The 15,205-nt window shown below is 62.7% G+C and carries 11 protein-coding genes; all 11 read right to left on the bottom strand.

Annotated features, from left to right (window positions below; genetic code table 11):
- A partial coding sequence (locus PQR54_RS35495) for a beta strand repeat-containing protein (RefSeq protein ID WP_408254020.1) occupies positions 1 to 3,645 on the bottom strand: 3,645 nt, incomplete at its 3' end.
- A gap of 780 nt (positions 3,646 to 4,425) precedes the next feature.
- Positions 4,426 to 4,875 (bottom strand): hypothetical protein, encoded by a 450-nt coding sequence (locus PQR54_RS35490; protein ID WP_408254018.1) that lies wholly within the window; start codon positions 4,873 to 4,875, stop codon positions 4,426 to 4,428.
- A 437-nt stretch (positions 4,876 to 5,312) separates the two neighbouring features.
- Positions 5,313 to 5,729 (bottom strand): CopD family protein, encoded by a 417-nt coding sequence (locus tag PQR54_RS35485; protein WP_012434331.1) that lies wholly within the window; start codon positions 5,727 to 5,729, stop codon positions 5,313 to 5,315.
- Positions 5,730 to 5,744: 15 nt separating this feature from the next.
- The gene (locus tag PQR54_RS35480; protein ID WP_408254016.1) at positions 5,745 to 7,016 is read right to left on the bottom strand and encodes a glutamate-5-semialdehyde dehydrogenase; all 1,272 of its coding nucleotides are present in this window, start codon (positions 7,014 to 7,016) and stop codon (positions 5,745 to 5,747) included.
- A gap of 234 nt (positions 7,017 to 7,250) precedes the next feature.
- Entirely contained in the window at positions 7,251 to 8,372 is a 1,122-nt protein-coding gene (gene holA, locus PQR54_RS35475) for a DNA polymerase III subunit delta (RefSeq protein WP_408254014.1), read from the bottom strand.
- A gap of 54 nt (positions 8,373 to 8,426) precedes the next feature.
- Positions 8,427 to 8,978, bottom strand: a complete 552-nt coding sequence (locus tag PQR54_RS35470) for an LPS-assembly lipoprotein LptE (RefSeq protein WP_408254012.1) — start codon at positions 8,976 to 8,978, stop codon at positions 8,427 to 8,429.
- 91 nt (positions 8,979 to 9,069) lie between these two features.
- Complete coding sequence (leuS, locus tag PQR54_RS35465) at positions 9,070 to 11,661, bottom strand: leucine--tRNA ligase (protein ID WP_408254010.1); 2,592 nt, start codon at positions 11,659 to 11,661, stop codon at positions 9,070 to 9,072.
- A gap of 333 nt (positions 11,662 to 11,994) precedes the next feature.
- The gene (locus PQR54_RS35460) at positions 11,995 to 12,423 is read right to left on the bottom strand and encodes an ExbD/TolR family protein (protein WP_116139124.1); all 429 of its coding nucleotides are present in this window, start codon (positions 12,421 to 12,423) and stop codon (positions 11,995 to 11,997) included.
- 25 nt (positions 12,424 to 12,448) lie between these two features.
- Positions 12,449 to 13,165 (bottom strand): MotA/TolQ/ExbB proton channel family protein, encoded by a 717-nt coding sequence (locus PQR54_RS35455; protein WP_408254007.1) that lies wholly within the window; start codon positions 13,163 to 13,165, stop codon positions 12,449 to 12,451.
- A gap of 77 nt (positions 13,166 to 13,242) precedes the next feature.
- Entirely contained in the window at positions 13,243 to 14,040 is a 798-nt protein-coding gene (gene dapB, locus PQR54_RS35450; protein ID WP_408254004.1) for a 4-hydroxy-tetrahydrodipicolinate reductase, read from the bottom strand.
- Positions 14,041 to 14,205: 165 nt separating this feature from the next.
- The gene (locus PQR54_RS35445; protein WP_408254001.1) at positions 14,206 to 15,063 is read right to left on the bottom strand and encodes an outer membrane protein assembly factor BamE; all 858 of its coding nucleotides are present in this window, start codon (positions 15,061 to 15,063) and stop codon (positions 14,206 to 14,208) included.
- Between the last annotated feature and the right edge of the window lie 142 nt (positions 15,064 to 15,205).

Here is a 15,205-nt window from a genome sequence, read left to right as displayed (position 1 = left end):
CGAGATGTCGGCTGCGCCGTTGCCCGAGATGTTGATCGAGCCGTTGGCGCCTTCGATCACACCCGAACCATTGGTCGATTCTCCGGAGATGTTCAACGTGCCGTCTTCACTCACGCTGGTGTTGCCGTTCAGCAGTACACCTTCGTTGCTTGCAGACGCACCATTGATGTCAGTGGTGCCGTTGCCCGCAATGATAATCGTCCCGTTGCTCTGGTTGACACCGGCGCCTGCGTTGGACGTACCGCTGATGTTCAGGGTGCCGTTTTCAATGACCGCTCCGTTCATGCGCATCTCGACGCCGTCGCCGGTGTTGGACTGACCGGTGATGTCGATCGTGCCATTACCAGAGACGTTAGCGTTGTCCTTGTAGTTCTGGGCGACGCCATCGCCACTGTCGGAAGCGCCGGAAATATGTACAGCGCCATTCCCGGTGACATTCATACTTGGCGTCACAACGCCCGCCTGCGTGGCGCCGGTACCGGTGACGGTGGCTGTAGCATTGCCAGTCACGCTCAGGTTGGACCAATCAACTACGCCGGCTTTGCCACCCGTACCGTTGTACGTGATGCTGGCATTGTCCGTCATGTTGTAGACGACATAGTCCGCGATGCCCGTGCCATTCTGGGACTGACCATTGACCGTCACCGCGGCATTGTCGGTCATGTTGACATGCGAGATTCCAGCCGTCGCACCTTGCGGCCGCCCCGTGTCGTCAAATCCGGTGGTCCAGGCACTGAAATCTACGCCGTCATTGTTCACAGAACGCCCACTGAGATTTAGCGTGCTGTTCTGCGACATGTTGAGGGAACCCGACATGAAGCTACCGGTGCCATTCGTGCTGTTACCAGACACGCCCAGCGATCCATTGCCCGTCACGTTGCCCGTCACACTCAGCGACGCACCCGTGCCACTCGTGCTGTTACCAGACACGTCCAACGATCCATTGCCCGTCACGTCGCCCGTCACACTCAGCGACGCGCCCGTGCCATTCGTGCTATTCCCGCTCACGCCCAGTGATGCATTGTCCGTCACGTTGCCCGTCACGCTCAGCGACGCGCCCGTGCCATTCGTGCCATTCGTGCTATTCCCACTCACGCCCAGCGATCCATTGCCCGTCACGTTGCCCGTCACACTCAACGACGCGCCCGTGCCATTCGTGCTATTCCCACTCACGTCCAGCGATGCGTTGCCCGTCACGTTGCCCGTCACACTCAGCGACGCGCCCGTGCCGGTCGTGCTCGTACCAGACACGTCCAGCGATGCATTGCCGGAAACGTTGATCAGCGTGTCTCCGTAGACTCCTGATCCGTTCGTGCTGTGGCCGTTGATATGAAACGCTCCGTCTTCCGACAGATTGATGCTCGAATTCGTGCCGTAGGGGTTTTCGCCCCATACCGCGCCGGTAGAGTTCATTGACGTGCCGTTGACGTTCAATACCCCATGCCCTGAAACGTTGGTGATGGCGTGTCCGTACGCGCCGACACCTTCGGTGCTCGTGCCATTGACGTTAACGACTGCATTGTCGGATACGCTGACAGCTGCCAAGGCGCCATAGAGACCGTCTCCAAGCATCACACCGCCGCCGTTCGCAGAGTGACCATCCAGCGACACCGTCGCGTTGTCGGCTGCGGTGAAGACGGTGGCCTCATTGCCGCCATACACATAGCCGTAGATCCCAACTCCGCTGTTCGAGGTACCGGTCACGCTCAGATTTGCCTGGTTCGTGACGGTGGTATGTGAGACCCCGAACAAGACGCCGTGGCTCGTGTTCGACGTGCCGGTAACGTGCATGACCCCGCTGGTCTGCGTGAAGTTTCCACCGAAGGATACGCCCGCACCCGTGTTCGCCGCACCCGTGATCGAGCCGCCGCCGACGTTCGCGATGTTGCCTGTCAGGTAGACGCCAGTCGTACCATCCAGACCGTTCCCGTTCTGGGTGTTACCCGAAATGGTGAGGCTGCCGCCGTTAAGGTCCGTGTTGGCACCCCGGATGCTCGCCGACCCATTGTGGTTCCCGCTCATGTCAGCGGTCAGGTTCAGGTTCAGCTTGTTGCTGGTCGACGTGATGTTGCCGTTGAGCTGAATGCTGCCGTTGGCCGCCAGCGCCAGATTCGCCGCGCCGCCGGCCGTCTTCGTAATGTCAGCGCCCGACTGCTGCACGATATTGCCGGTGGCTGTGCCCGAGCTCGCCGTCGTGATCGTCACGTCCGTGCCCGCGTTCAGCGCGTTGCTGATCGTCGTGTTCTTCACTGTCGCGCTCGTGTTCGCGCCGCCGCTGAAGCCGCCCGTCACGTTGCCGCTGTAATTGGCGTCCGCGCCTGTGCTGATCGTCACATCCGTCGGATCGATCAGCCACTGCCCGGCCTTGCCGTTCGCAGCCGCCGCGCTCACAGTACCCTGAACGTCCAGGCTATGGCCGGACGTCTCCACGAAGCCGCCGTTACCACGCGCCGAGTCAGCCTTGATCGTCGCACCGCTGTCGACCTGCGTGTAGTTCGCGAAGTGCACGCCATCCTGCAGCATGCCCATCGCCTGCGTGCCATCGAGCTGATGCAGGCTGTCACCCCCCATGATGACCTTGCCGCCAGCCGCGTCGCCGCTCACGTCGACAGTTGCATTGCCGAACATGCCCACGCGATCGCCCGACAGCACCACCGTGCCGCCCACTCCGCCAGCCGCCTTGTTCGATGCATCGATCTTGCCCGTGACCGCCACGTCACCCGTCGCGCCTGCATCGGCCACCACCGTGCCCGCGCGCGTCACGCCCGAGAGGTTCACGACCGTGTTGAGCAGCGTGTCTTTGCCGCGTGCCGTCAGCAGCACCGAGCCATTGTTGGCGAGGATGTTGCCGCTGTTTTCCACCAGCGCGTTAGCCGACGCATTCGTCAGCGTCAGCATGATGCCCTGGCCATTAGGCAGCGCAACCGTCGCGCTGTCGCCTGCGGCGAGCGCCACCTGGCCGCCCGGCGCGGTCGTGATCGTGCCGCTGTTGCGCACCTGATCGCCGACCATGACCACGTAGCCGAGTGCCTGGATGGAACCGTCGTTGACCACGCTTGCGTTCGTGCCCGTGGACTTCAGTGCCAGCGGATTGCCGGCCATGAAAGCGTTCGAGTCGATCGACTTCGTCGTCGCCAGCAGCGAACCGACGTTCACCACTGCGCCCTTGCTGAAAAGCACGCCGTTTGCGTTCTGAATCAGCACCTGACCGTTGGCCAGCAGCGAACCTTGAATGTTCGACGCCACGCCGCCCGTCACGCGGTTTAGCGCCTGCGCCTGTGCGTTCGGCTGAATGAACTGGACCGTGTTGTCCTTCCCCACGTTGAACGAGTTCCAGTCGATCACGGTACGCTGCGTACCCTGATTGATGGTCATCGTGTTCGGATTGGTCTGCGAGATGCTCGCCTGACCCGCTGTCACCTGGCCATTGGTGGGCAGCGACTGCGCCTGACTCAGGGAAGGGTGAAATACCAGCAGCGCGAGTGCCGTGGTGGTCATTGTTGAAATGACGCCCAGTTCGCGGCCGGTTACGCCGGCTGCGGAGCTTTCGCCCGCCTGTTTGCCTTGGCTCGCCACATTCTCTGCAACAGCGACCAGCATGCCGAGACGTTTGCTAAATACCCGGCGAAATCGATTCTTGTTCATGAATACTCACGGTAAAAAAATTAAAAACACGACAGCCACGTTTGCGGCCCGACATCGAGCTAAGCGTGGCTAGTGCCGTCGTGCTTTGCTAATGTTCGATTTGCAGAATATGAGACGAGAGCAACAGACAGAATCAGACAAGGACTAAAACTCCCTTTCAGAAGCGCGGGCATTTCAGACAAAGGAGACGAGAGATTCGAGTGCAGATTGTTTGTGCAACTGTCACAGCGACAGCGCTGTCGGCAGTTGAGAGATGAAAAGGTGCAGACGTCCGTTGCGCAAGACGCGCGGACAATAGGAATGTGCTGAACTGTGGGCCGCGGAATGTCAGCGGTGACACCTGTTAGGCGTCAGACATTTGTGGCGAAACTATTGCGCATTGCTTCGGAAAAGTCTTAATCGAAGCCGCGATTAATCGTGCTTTAAATTAAACATCGGTGTACGGTCTGCAATTAATAACGCAAGTCAAAACGGCGAATCTGCGTTGAGCGCGCAAACGCATTGACGCAATTTTCGTCGCGCATTCCTGGCGTACGGCGAGCGACGTCACATGAGTTGATTCGAGTTGAGATAAATAGATGCGAACCCGCGTGACCAGAAGCGTCCAGCCGGTTGGAAAGGATGCGCCGCCCCGCTGCGGGCAGCGCGTCACGATCACGTCGACGGATTAGGTCATCGTGGACAGCTTGCCGGCAGCCGCACGACCCCGCCGCGCACGATCACCTGCATTGCCGACTTTAGCGCGGCGTGGAAACGTGCTGAGCGTATTTGTGGGCCATCTCAGTGCGCAGTCGCACCAACGGCTGCATCGGCCGGATTCCGTGCCGATTTGCGCGTCGCTGTCACGTTTCCTGCGACGATCGCATGGTCCTTCTTTGCTTCTTTCCCCGCTTTCGCAAGAAGTTTCGCCGCAGCACCAGCCGTAATCCGGCGATGAGCAATCCCACGCGCATCAAGCGCAATCACCTGATACAACTCGCGGTCGCATTCCACTTCTCGCTCGTATTCCTCGCACGCCTCCACCAGCAACTCGAGCAGCACTTGCCTGCTGCGTCGTTCGTGGTTCGTCAGTGCAGGATTCCTATATATCGAGGTCGCAAGTGTGGCCAGTCTGTTGAGTTGAGTCAGTTGTCGTTCGCACGAACCGAATGCCGACATGGCGAGCTTTTCGTACTGCAAGGCATCCACTGGCGGGCGTGATGCGGGTTGCTTTTTGTTGGACTTGCTCATGGTGCGATCTCCCTAAGACTTACCTGGATCGCCCGACACTCGCTTGCAAGGAGGGTGAGCGGGCACGTAGCGGGTTAGCAGACTGGCGTTCCAACAAACCAGCGAGCCTTGCGGCTCTCCCACTACAGCCCGCCCATAGAAATATAGACGTGCAGCAGCAGACGCACGACCCGCCTGGACGGGTGTGCGGTTGGAACGACTGGCTGCTAAACCAGACCACCGGTTGGTGCCGATGGTTCGGAAATTATAAATCAGCCCGCACGTGCATTGGCCGTCCCAATATAGGCTGGCAACCGAGCTAGCCATTCGGCCTAGGACACCGCGCCGCACCCCAACGCCAACAATAAAAAAGGGTGGTTCGCCGAACAACTCAGCAAACCACCCTTCTACAAGATCATAGCCCGCAACCTGAACAACCCACCCGACCAACCGCCGTCCTAAAACGGCTTAATCACCACCAACGCCACCGCCGCCAACATCCCCAGCACCGGCAGTTCATTAAACATCCGATACCACTTATCCGAGCGCCGATTCTCCCCACGCTCAAACGTCCGCAGCAGCACGCCACAATAAGCGTGATAAATCAGAAGCAGCACCACCACACCAACCTTAGCGTGAATCCACCCCTGCCCACGCCCAATGCCGATCACCAGCCACAACCACAGTCCACAAGCCAACGCCGGCACCGCAATAAACGTCATGAACCGAAACAGCTTGCGCGCCATCGTCAGGAGACGCGCCGTCGCCGCGGGTTCCGTTTCCATCGCCAGATTGACGAAGATGCGCGGCAAATAGAACAGGCCGGCGAACCATGAAGCAATCAGAACGATGTGAAACGTCTTTACCCAAAGCATCAGCGTTCCTCTTGTTTATTGCCGGCCTTCGCCGTGCCCGAGCACGACGTACTTCAGCGACGTCAGCCCTTCCAGTCCCACCGGCCCACGCGCATGCAGCTTGTCGTTCGAGATGCCGATTTCCGCGCCCAGACCGAATTCGAAACCATCCGCGAAACGGGTCGATGCGTTGACCATCACGCTCGCCGAATCCACTTCGCGCAGGAAGCGCATGGCGCGATCGTGGTCTTCCGTGACGATCGCGTCGGTGTGCTGCGAGCTGTACGTGTTGATGTGATCGATCGCCGCATCGAGGTTCTCGACCACCTTGATCGCCAGCACCGGCGCGAGATATTCGGTGCGCCAGTCTTCCTCGGTGGCATCGACGAGCGGTCCCACGCCCGCGTCCGCCAGCACCGCGCGCGCCGCCGCGTCCACGCGCAGTTCGACTTGCTTGTCGCGATACAGCTTGCCCAACGGCGGCAGCACTTCGGCTGCAATGCCGCGCGCGACCAGCAGCGTTTCCATCGTGTTGCAGGTGCCGTAGCGGTGCGTCTTGGCGTTGTCGCAGACGGTCAGCGCCTTGGCCAGATCCGCGCGGTCGTCCACGTACACATGGCAGATGCCGTCGAGGTGCTTGATCATCGGCACGCGCGCTTCGTTCATCAAGCGCTCGATCAGGCTCTTGCCGCCGCGCGGCACGATCACGTCGACGAATTCGGTCATGGTGATCAGCTTGCCGACGGCCGCACGGTCCGACGTGGCCACCACTTGCACGGCGTCCTGCGGCAAGCCGGCGGCTTCCAGCCCTTCGCCGATCAACTTCGCCAGCACCGTATTGCATTCGAGCGCTTCGGAACCGCCGCGCAGAATCGTCGCGTTGCCCGACTTCAGGCACAGCGCGGCGGCGTCGATCGTCACGTTCGGACGCGATTCGTAGATGATGCCGATCACGCCCAGCGGCACGCGCATCTGGCCGACCTGAATCCCGCTCGGCCGATATTTCAGATTGCTGATCTCGCCGATCGGATCGGCCAGCGCGGCGACCTGCCGCAAACCTTCGACCATCGTCTTCAGCGCTTTGTCCGACAGCGTCAAACGATCGATAAACGCGGCGTCGTGGCCTTTCTCGCGAGCCCGCGCGACGTCGCGCGCGTTGGCTTCCTTCAGCAGCGCCGCATCGCGTTCGATACCCTGCGCAACAGCCGCGAGCGCGGCGTTTTTGGCCGCCGTCGACGCCCGTGCCATCGCCCGTGAAGCTTGGCGGGCGCGGCGGCCGAGGTCGGTCATGTACTGGTCGATATCCATGGTGAGTCTCGTGATGCCGCGCACGTCGAGGTGCGGCGGACAGGCAGAATTAGCGAAAGATCAAGCGATTGTAAGTCGGGTGAAGGCGCTTTGCTTGCGGTGACAACGCCGGTGGCATGGAGGTAGCCTGAGCCGTCAGCTACCGAGCGTCGCTCGCTTGAGCGCGACTCGGCGCGCTTGCGTCAGCGGCTCGTGCTCTTCATGCAGCAGGCCCATCGAGCTAGCCGCTGCGGTTCAAGCAGGCCTTCGCGCCGGCGCCGCTGCCGCTGAGCTTCGAGGTCGTGGCGGCGGCACGGGCGCCGTTTTCGGCGAAGCCACCGTCATGGCGAGTTCAAACAGACCGTCCCACGGATCAGGCGGCGGATCGTTGCGATGATTGCCCGGCGTGCCGCCCGACAACCCCTTCACCTGACGATCGAGCCGCGCCGCCAACGCAAGCGCCTTTTCCAGCGCGCCTTCGCTCACGCGCGACAACGCCGGGCCGATCAGCCGCTCACGCGGACCCCACACGCGGTTCTCGCGCACCAGCATCGCAAGCGGCTTGCCGGCCGCGACGCCGCGCTTGATTCGCAGCAGCGTGCGCACTTCTTCGACCACCGCCCACAGAACCAGCACCGCGGCCTCGCCTTCGCCACGCAAGCCGTCGAGCATGCGCGACAAGCGGCCGACGTCGCCAGCCAGCATCGCTTCATTCAGCTTGAAAACATCGTAACGGGCGACGTTGAGCACGGCGTCCTGAACCTGTTCGAAACTCAACGAACCCGCCGGATACAGCAGCCCGAGCTTCTGTATTTCCTGATGCGCGGCGAGCAGATTACCTTCCACGCGCTCGGCGATGAAGGCCAGCGCGCGCCGCCCTTCTTCGCCTGCGGCGACTCGCTGACCCTGCGCTGCAAGCCGCTGCCCAACCCAGTTCGGCAACTGCGCGCGCTCGACCGGATCGATCTTCAACGCGACGCCCGCGTCGGACAAAGCCGTGAACCACGCCGACTTCTGCGTGGCCGCGTCGAGCCGCGGCAGTGTGATCATGGTGAGCACGTCGTCATTGACGGCAGCGGCGAGCGCTTTCAGCGCGTCCGCGCCTTCCTTGCCGGGCTTGCCCGATGGAATGCGCAACTCGACCAGTTGCCGGTCGCCGAACAGCGACATCGACTGGCTCGCGCCGAGCAGCGAACTCCAGTCGAAACCGCGCTCCACCGTGAACACCGAGCGGTCGGTGAAGCCTGCCGCGCGCGCCGTGGCGCGGATGCGGTCGCACGCTTCCTGCGCGAGCAGGTGCTCGTCGCCGTACACGACGTACAGTCCGGCGAGTCCCTTGGCGAGATGCGCTTCGAGCGCGTCAAGTCGCAGTTGCATGGCTACCGATCGGCGAGGTTGAACAGGTGCGGCACATTGAACGAAGCACGACGCTCACAGCGGCGGCGGCGGCAACGGCGCGCGCGGCGCAACAGACGGCACTGCCTCGCCCGGCGCCGGACGCATCGAGCGCACGACGGCCAGACGGCGCGTGAGCTGGTCGATCGCGTCTCTTTCCATGTCGGCGAAGAGAATGTCGCTTTCGGAGGCTTTCGCTTGCGAGAACTGATCGCTATAGGTCATCGCGCGGTTCAACGCGATCACGCTCGGCGGAATCAGCAGCGTGCCGTCCTTAGCCGTCAGCGAATAGTTCATGTTGAGATTCAATTGATACTCTTCGACCACACCCAGCGAGTTCAGCGTCAGCGTGCCGATGCCGCGGCCTTCGGTGATCTGCAGCGTGGCGTCGGCATTCGCGACCGACGTGACCACCACCGTGTCGCTGCCGCCTTCCACGATACGCGCGAGACGCGCGCCCGCCGCCGCGGAACCGCCGGCAATATAGAGGCGTTTGAATGCGTAGTTCTGCTGGCCGCGCAACTGGAAGCCACAAGCGGTCAACATCAATACGCTGCAAGCCAGCGTCAAAAACGATCTGCGAGTCACATTGGCTCCTGGTTCGCAGTAGATTCGGCAGCGCGGACAAGCGCCGCGATGCGCCGCGGCGTCCTGCCTGCTGTCATGTCTTCGTCGATGCTCACACGACTACGTTCACGAGGCGTCCCGGCACCACGACGATCTTCTTCGGCGCCTTGCCTTCGCTGAACTTCGCGACCATCTCATGCGCGGCGGCGAGCTGTTCGATCGCTTCGCGCGTGGCGTCTTTCGCCACCGTGATCGCGCCGCGCACCTTGCCGTTCACTTGCAGCACGAGTTCGATCTCGGACTGCTCCAGCGCTTTCTCATCGACCTTCGGCCACGGCGCGTCGAGCAGCGAGCCGAGTTCGTCGGCGTAACCGAGTTCCTGCCACAACTGGAACGTGAGGTGCGGCACGACCGGATACAGCACGCGCAGCATCACGCTGCACGTTTCGCGCAGCACGGCCGGCCGGGCGCCCTTCGCGCTGTCGAGCGCGTTGAGCATTTTCATGGCGGCCGACACCACCGTGTTGTACTGCAGACGCTGGTAATCGAAGTCGGCCTGCTTCAGCACGCTGTAGATCTCACGGCGCAGCGTCTTCTCGACGTCGCTGAGTTGCGCGGCGTCGAACTTGCCGCCTTGGCGCAAAGCGGCTTCATTCGTCTGACTGAAGTTCCACACGCGGCGCAGGAAGCGGCTCGCGCCTTCCACACCCGAGCCGGACCATTCGAGCGACTGCTCCGGCGGTGCGGCAAACATCACGAACAGACGCGCGGTGTCCGCGCCGTGCTGATCGATCAGCAATTGCGGATCGACGCCGTTGTTCTTCGACTTCGACATTTTCTCGACGCCGCCGAGCACGACCGGCTGACCGTCTTCGTTCAAGACGGCGCCGACCGGGCGGCCCTTGTCGTCGAACGAAACGGTCACGTCGGCCGGGTTGTACCAGGTCTTCTTGCCCGCTTCGTTTTCGCGGTAATACGTTTCGTTGAGCACCATGCCCTGCGTGAGCAGGTTCCTGGCCGGCTCACTGAATTTGACGAGACCCATATCGCGCATCACCTTCGCCCAGAAGCGCGAGTACAAGAGGTGAAGAATCGCGTGCTCGATCCCGCCGATGTACTGATCCATCGGCGCCCAGTAGTCGGTGCGCTCGTCGACCATGGTCTTCGCATCCGGCGACGCATAGCGGTAGAAGTACCACGACGAATCGACGAACGTGTCCATCGTGTCGGTTTCGCGTTTGGCCGCGCCGCCGCAGGTCGGGCAGGTGCAGTTCACGAACGCTTCGGACTTGGCGAGCGGATTGCCCGTGCCGTCCGGCACGAGGTCTTCCGGCAGCACCACCGGCAGATCTTTTTCCGGCACCGGCACGTCGCCGCACGTCGGGCAGTGGATGATCGGAATCGGCGTGCCCCAGTAACGCTGACGCGACACGCCCCAGTCACGCAGACGCCACGTGATCTGCTTGTCGCCGAGGCCGAGTTCCTTCAGGTCCGCGGCAATCTGGTCCACCGCTGCTTCATAGCCAAGGCCGTCGTATTTGCCGCTGTTGATCAGCGTGCCGGTCTTGTCGCCGTACCATTCCTGCCAGGCATCGGTCGAGTATTCCTTGCCTTCAACCGCGACCACCTGCTTGATCGGCAGACCGTATTTCTTCACGAACGCGAAGTCGCGCTCGTCGTGCGCCGGCACGCCCATCACGGCGCCTTCGCCGTAGCTCATCAGCACGTAGTTGCCGATCCACACTTCGACCTGTTCCTGCGTCAGCGGATGCGTGACGTAGAAGCCGGTCGCCATGCCCTTCTTTTCCATGGTCGCGACGTCGGCTTCAGCCACGCCGCCGCGTTTGCATTCCTCGATAAAAGCCTGCAATTCCGGCTTGTCTTTCGCGAGACGCGTGGCGAGCGGATGCTCGGCGGCGATCGCGCAGAACGTGACGCCCATGATCGTGTCGGCGCGCGTGGTGAACACGCGCAGCAGCTTCTGTTCGCCGTCGATCTCGTACGGGAAGCCGAAGTTCACGCCGAAGCTCTTGCCGATCCAGTTCTGCTGCATGATCTTGACGCGCTCGGGCCAGCCGAGGCCTTCGAGGTCGTTCAGCAGTTCGTCCGCGTACTGCGTGATACGCATGTAGTACATCGGGATTTCGCGCTTTTCGACCAGCGCGCCCGAACGCCAGCCGCGGCCGTCGATCACCTGCTCGTTGGCGAGCACGGTCTGATCGACCGGATCCCAGTTGACGGTGCCGGTTTTCTTGTACGCGATGCCCTTTTCCAGCATTTTCAGGAACAGCCACTGGTTCCACTTGTAGTAGTCCGGGCTGCACGTTGCGACTTCGCGCGACCAGTCGATCGCGAGGCCCATGGACTGCATCTGCTTCTTCATGTAAGCGATGTTGTCGTAGGTCCACTTGGCCGGCGGCACGTTGTTGGCCATCGCGGCGTTTTCCGCCGGCATGCCGAACGCGTCCCAACCCATCGGCATCAGCACGTTGTAGCCGTTCATCCGCAGATAGCGGTACATCACGTCGTTGATCGTGTAGTTGCGCACGTGACCCATGTGCAGCTTGCCCGACGGGTACGGCAGCATCGAGACGCAATAGAACTTGGGCTTGTCGGTGGTTTCCGTCGACTTGTACGCGTCGATGGCGCGCCATTGCCCTTGCGCGGCGGATTCGACGTCGGAGGGAACGTATTTTTCGTGCATGGTGTGATGGAGTCGCTGGGTCGGTGCTTTCGCACCGGCCGCTTTGGTGCTCTGCTGGATGAAATGGCTTCGTTTCCCCGTCGGCGGGGGAAAGGGCTGATTATACCGTCCGCGGACGGGTCCGCCGCGCGGCGTGCTGCATGCGTCGGCGGGGAGCCGGCTCGGCTCGGCTCGGCTCGGCTCGGCTCGGCTCGGCTCGGCTCGGCTCGGCTCGGCTCGGCTCGGCTCGGCTCGGCTCGGAAAGTATTTGCGGCGCGCGGTGCGAAAGTAAGTCGCACGCGATTCGGAAGCGCAACGGCCACACTAGCCGCCCGTTCCGAAGAATCCGGGCTACTACGGCTTTGCGGCCGGCGGCGGATCCGTCACGAAACCGATCCGCTCGAGACCGGCCTGCTGCGCCGCGCCCATCACCTGCGCGATCACCTCGTAGCGCGTGGAGCGCTCGGCGCGCAGCTGGATCTCCGGCTGGTCGCTCTGCTTGCCCGCTTGCGCGAAGCGCGCGCGCATCTGCTCGAGCGTGATCACGCTGCCGTCCCAATAGAGCTTGCCGGCGGCATCGATGGAAAGGGAAATGGTTTGCGGCGTCTGGCGCGCGGGCGCGGCCGCGACTTTCGGCAGATCGAGCCGGATCGCGTGCGTGAATAAAGGCGCGGTAATGATAAAAATCACCAGCAGCACCAGCATGACGTCGATCAGCGGCGTCATGTTGATCTCGGCCATGGGCGCGGCCGTCTGCTTTTTCTCGAGTCCGCCGAATGCCATATCGCCTCCTTCCGCCCGAGCGAGCTTAGTGGGTCGGGGCCTGCTGGACCCGCGCCGGCGCCTGCGTATGGCCCTGCTCCGCCGGCGCGCATACGTAGGCGTGCAGGTCGTGCGCGAAGCCGTCGAGTTCCTCCGACAACTGCCGCACCATCCGCCCGAGCACGTTGTAGGCGAGCACAGCCGGAATCGCGACCACGAGGCCGAAGGCGGTCATGATGAGCGCCTCGCCGACCGGCCCCGCGACGTTTTCGATCTGCGCCTGACCGCTCGCCGCGATGCTGCCGAGCGCGTGATAAATGCCCCACACGGTGCCGAGCAGGCCGACGAACGGCGCCGTGCTGCCCACCGAGGCCAGCAGCACCTGGCCGAATTCGAGCCGCCGCTGCGACGCGCTGAGCGCCTGCCGCAACGCCCGCAGCACCCGCTCGCCGCGCTCGACACGAGCGAGCAGCGCGCCCGGAATGTCCACTTCAGACGCATGCAGCGCCGCCTCAGCCAGCGGCGTGAAGACGCGCTCGCGGTCCGCGCGCTTTAACGCGGCGACGCCTTCGGACAGCGTGGGCGCCTGCCAGAACAGCGCAATAGCGCGTGCGGCCTGACGTTTGGCGCGCGTAAGAACCCAGCTTTTGACGATCAGAAAGCACCAGCTCGCAATCGACATGGCCAGCAGCACGTACGCGACGCCATGCGTGATGGCGTCGCTGGTTTGCAGGTAATGGATGATGCCGCTGCTGCCTGCCATCTGACCTCGCCATGGAGTTGTGATTTCAGGGGCGCGAACACGGGGCGCAATGCCCCTGAAGTTCGCTCAGGAAATGCTCAGCGCAGACCGAGCACGTCCTGCATGTCGAAGAGGCCGGTCGCGTGGCCTTCGAGGAAACGCACAGCACGAAGCGCGCCTTGTGCATACGACAGACGGCTCGCCGATTTGTGCGTGATTTCGATGCGCTCGCCGATGCCCGCGAACAGCACCGTATGGTCGCCGACGATATCACCGCCGCGAATCGCCGAAAAACCGATCGTGGACGGGTCGCGTTCGCCGGTCACGCCTTCGCGGCTGTAGACCGCGCAGTCGTCGAGATTGCGGCCGAGCGCGTTGGCGATCACCTCGCCCATGACCAACGCGGTGCCGGACGGCGCGTCGACCTTGTGACGGTGATGCGCCTCGATGATTTCAATGTCGTAGCCGGTCGCGAAATGCTTGGCCGCGAATTCGAGCAGCTTCAGCGTGACGTTCACGCCCACGCTCATGTTCGCCGAGAACATGATGGCGATCTTGTCCGCCGCGGCGCGCAGCTGCGCCTTCTGCTCGTTGTCGAAGCCAGTCGTGCCGATCACCATTTTGACGTTGTGACGCTGGGCCGCTTCGAGATGCATCAGCGTGCCTTCCGGGCGCGTGAAGTCGATCAGGTAATCGGATTCGGCGAACACGCGCTCGACGTCGTCGGTCAACACGACGCCCGTCTGTTTGCCCAGAAATGCGCCGGCGTCCTGACCGAGTTGCGGGGAGCCCGCGCGGTCGAGCGCGCCGGACAGCGTGGCGTCGGAATCGTTGAGGACTGTTTCGATGAGCATGCGGCCCATACGGCCCGATGCGCCAGCAATGGCAATTTTCATGGCTACGAGGGTTCGAAAGGCACAACCCGGCAAGGGCGGGCGAAAGCGGCGGTGGGCAGCACACCCGGGCGCCGCGCATGACTGAAAAAACGAAGAACCGGACGGACGCGTTGCGCGGTGCGGTTGCCCGCGCGCAGCGCCCGTCTTAACACACGGACAGCGAGATTAGCCGCCCGTTCCCGAAGCTGGAGCAGAGGTCAGCGGCGCGTTGTACGTCGGGCCGCCGTTGCTGCTTTGCGGGCCCGTCGGTCCAACCGGATTGCTGTTGTCCGTACCCGGATTTTGCGGCGGCGGCGGACGGTGGAACTGGAACTGCGGCTGGCCCGCGGCGGTCGGGCTTTGCTGCGGAATGCCGCCGCCGTTGGCGGTCGGCGCGCTCGGCACGCTCGGACGCGCATTGGGCGACAACTGCACCGCATTGGTCGCACGATTGGCGGCTTGCGCGGCTTCGGCGTTGGCGTCCGTGGACGGAACGCCTGCTGCGGTGGCGCCGGCGACAGACGGCAAACGCGTGGTGTCCAGCGTTGCCGGCGCTGCAGCAGCCTGCGGCGCGCTTGCGCCACTTGCGCCACTTGCGCCACTTGCGCCACTTGCACCGCTCGCCACGGCCGCTGCGGCCTTCTTCTTGCCGAGCTTGTCGCCGTCGATTTCAGCCAGCAACTCGAGGTTGGACGGCAGATCTTCGCCACCCGACCAGCTGGCGACGCGGTCGCCGGCGAACATGACTACAAAGTCGCGCTGCTGCACGACGCTAGTCGAGCCGCGCTTGAAATAGAACACGTAGTCCCAGCGATCCGCGTGGAACATGTCGGCCAGGAGCGGCGTGCCGAGCAGCTGTTTGACCTGCGCACGGGACAAGCCGACCTGCATCTGTGCAGCCGCTTCTTTCGAGACGAAATTGCCTTGCACCACTGTAATGCGGTACGGCGTGATGCTTTGGGCAATACGCTGCGTCAGGCTGTCGTAAGTGGAACATCCGGCAAGAACCGCGACAGTCGCAACAGCGATCAAGGTACCCCGCATGCGGCTCCCCCGGTAGATCAATTGAGATTTTGAAATCATTTCACTCACCGTGCGGGCCCGCTGACGAGCCGCGCGAGTTTCATTCCATCGAAGATGACCAGAGAACGGCAAAAACACATTACTATGAGAGCCCAGCATTGTA

Origin of the sequence: Paraburkholderia phytofirmans (genome assembly GCF_046028095.1) — a bacterium.
GTDB classification, from domain to species: Bacteria; Pseudomonadota; Gammaproteobacteria; order Burkholderiales; family Burkholderiaceae; genus Paraburkholderia; species Paraburkholderia phytofirmans_A.
Note: the sequence above shows the minus strand (reverse complement) of the source record. Positions and strands in the feature narration are given on the sequence as shown.

What these genes read in the sequence shown, in the direction of transcription:
- dapB (WP_408254004.1), bottom strand. Translation starts at nt 14,040, where the DNA reads ATGAAAATTGCCATTGCTGGCGCATCGGGCCGTATGGGCCGCATGCTC.
- PQR54_RS35485 (WP_012434331.1), bottom strand. Translation starts at nt 5,729, where the DNA reads ATGCTTTGGGTAAAGACGTTTCACATCGTTCTGATTGCTTCATGGTTC.
- PQR54_RS35455 (WP_408254007.1), bottom strand. Translation starts at nt 13,165, where the DNA reads ATGGCAGGCAGCAGCGGCATCATCCATTACCTGCAAACCAGCGACGCC.
- holA (WP_408254014.1), bottom strand. Translation starts at nt 8,372, where the DNA reads ATGCAACTGCGACTTGACGCGCTCGAAGCGCATCTCGCCAAGGGACTC.
- leuS (WP_408254010.1), bottom strand. Translation starts at nt 11,661, where the DNA reads ATGCACGAAAAATACGTTCCCTCCGACGTCGAATCCGCCGCGCAAGGG.
- PQR54_RS35460 (WP_116139124.1), bottom strand. Translation starts at nt 12,423, where the DNA reads ATGGCATTCGGCGGACTCGAGAAAAAGCAGACGGCCGCGCCCATGGCC.
- PQR54_RS35490 (WP_408254018.1), bottom strand. Translation starts at nt 4,875, where the DNA reads ATGAGCAAGTCCAACAAAAAGCAACCCGCATCACGCCCGCCAGTGGAT.
- PQR54_RS35445 (WP_408254001.1), bottom strand. Translation starts at nt 15,063, where the DNA reads ATGCGGGGTACCTTGATCGCTGTTGCGACTGTCGCGGTTCTTGCCGGA.
- PQR54_RS35480 (WP_408254016.1), bottom strand. Translation starts at nt 7,016, where the DNA reads ATGGATATCGACCAGTACATGACCGACCTCGGCCGCCGCGCCCGCCAA.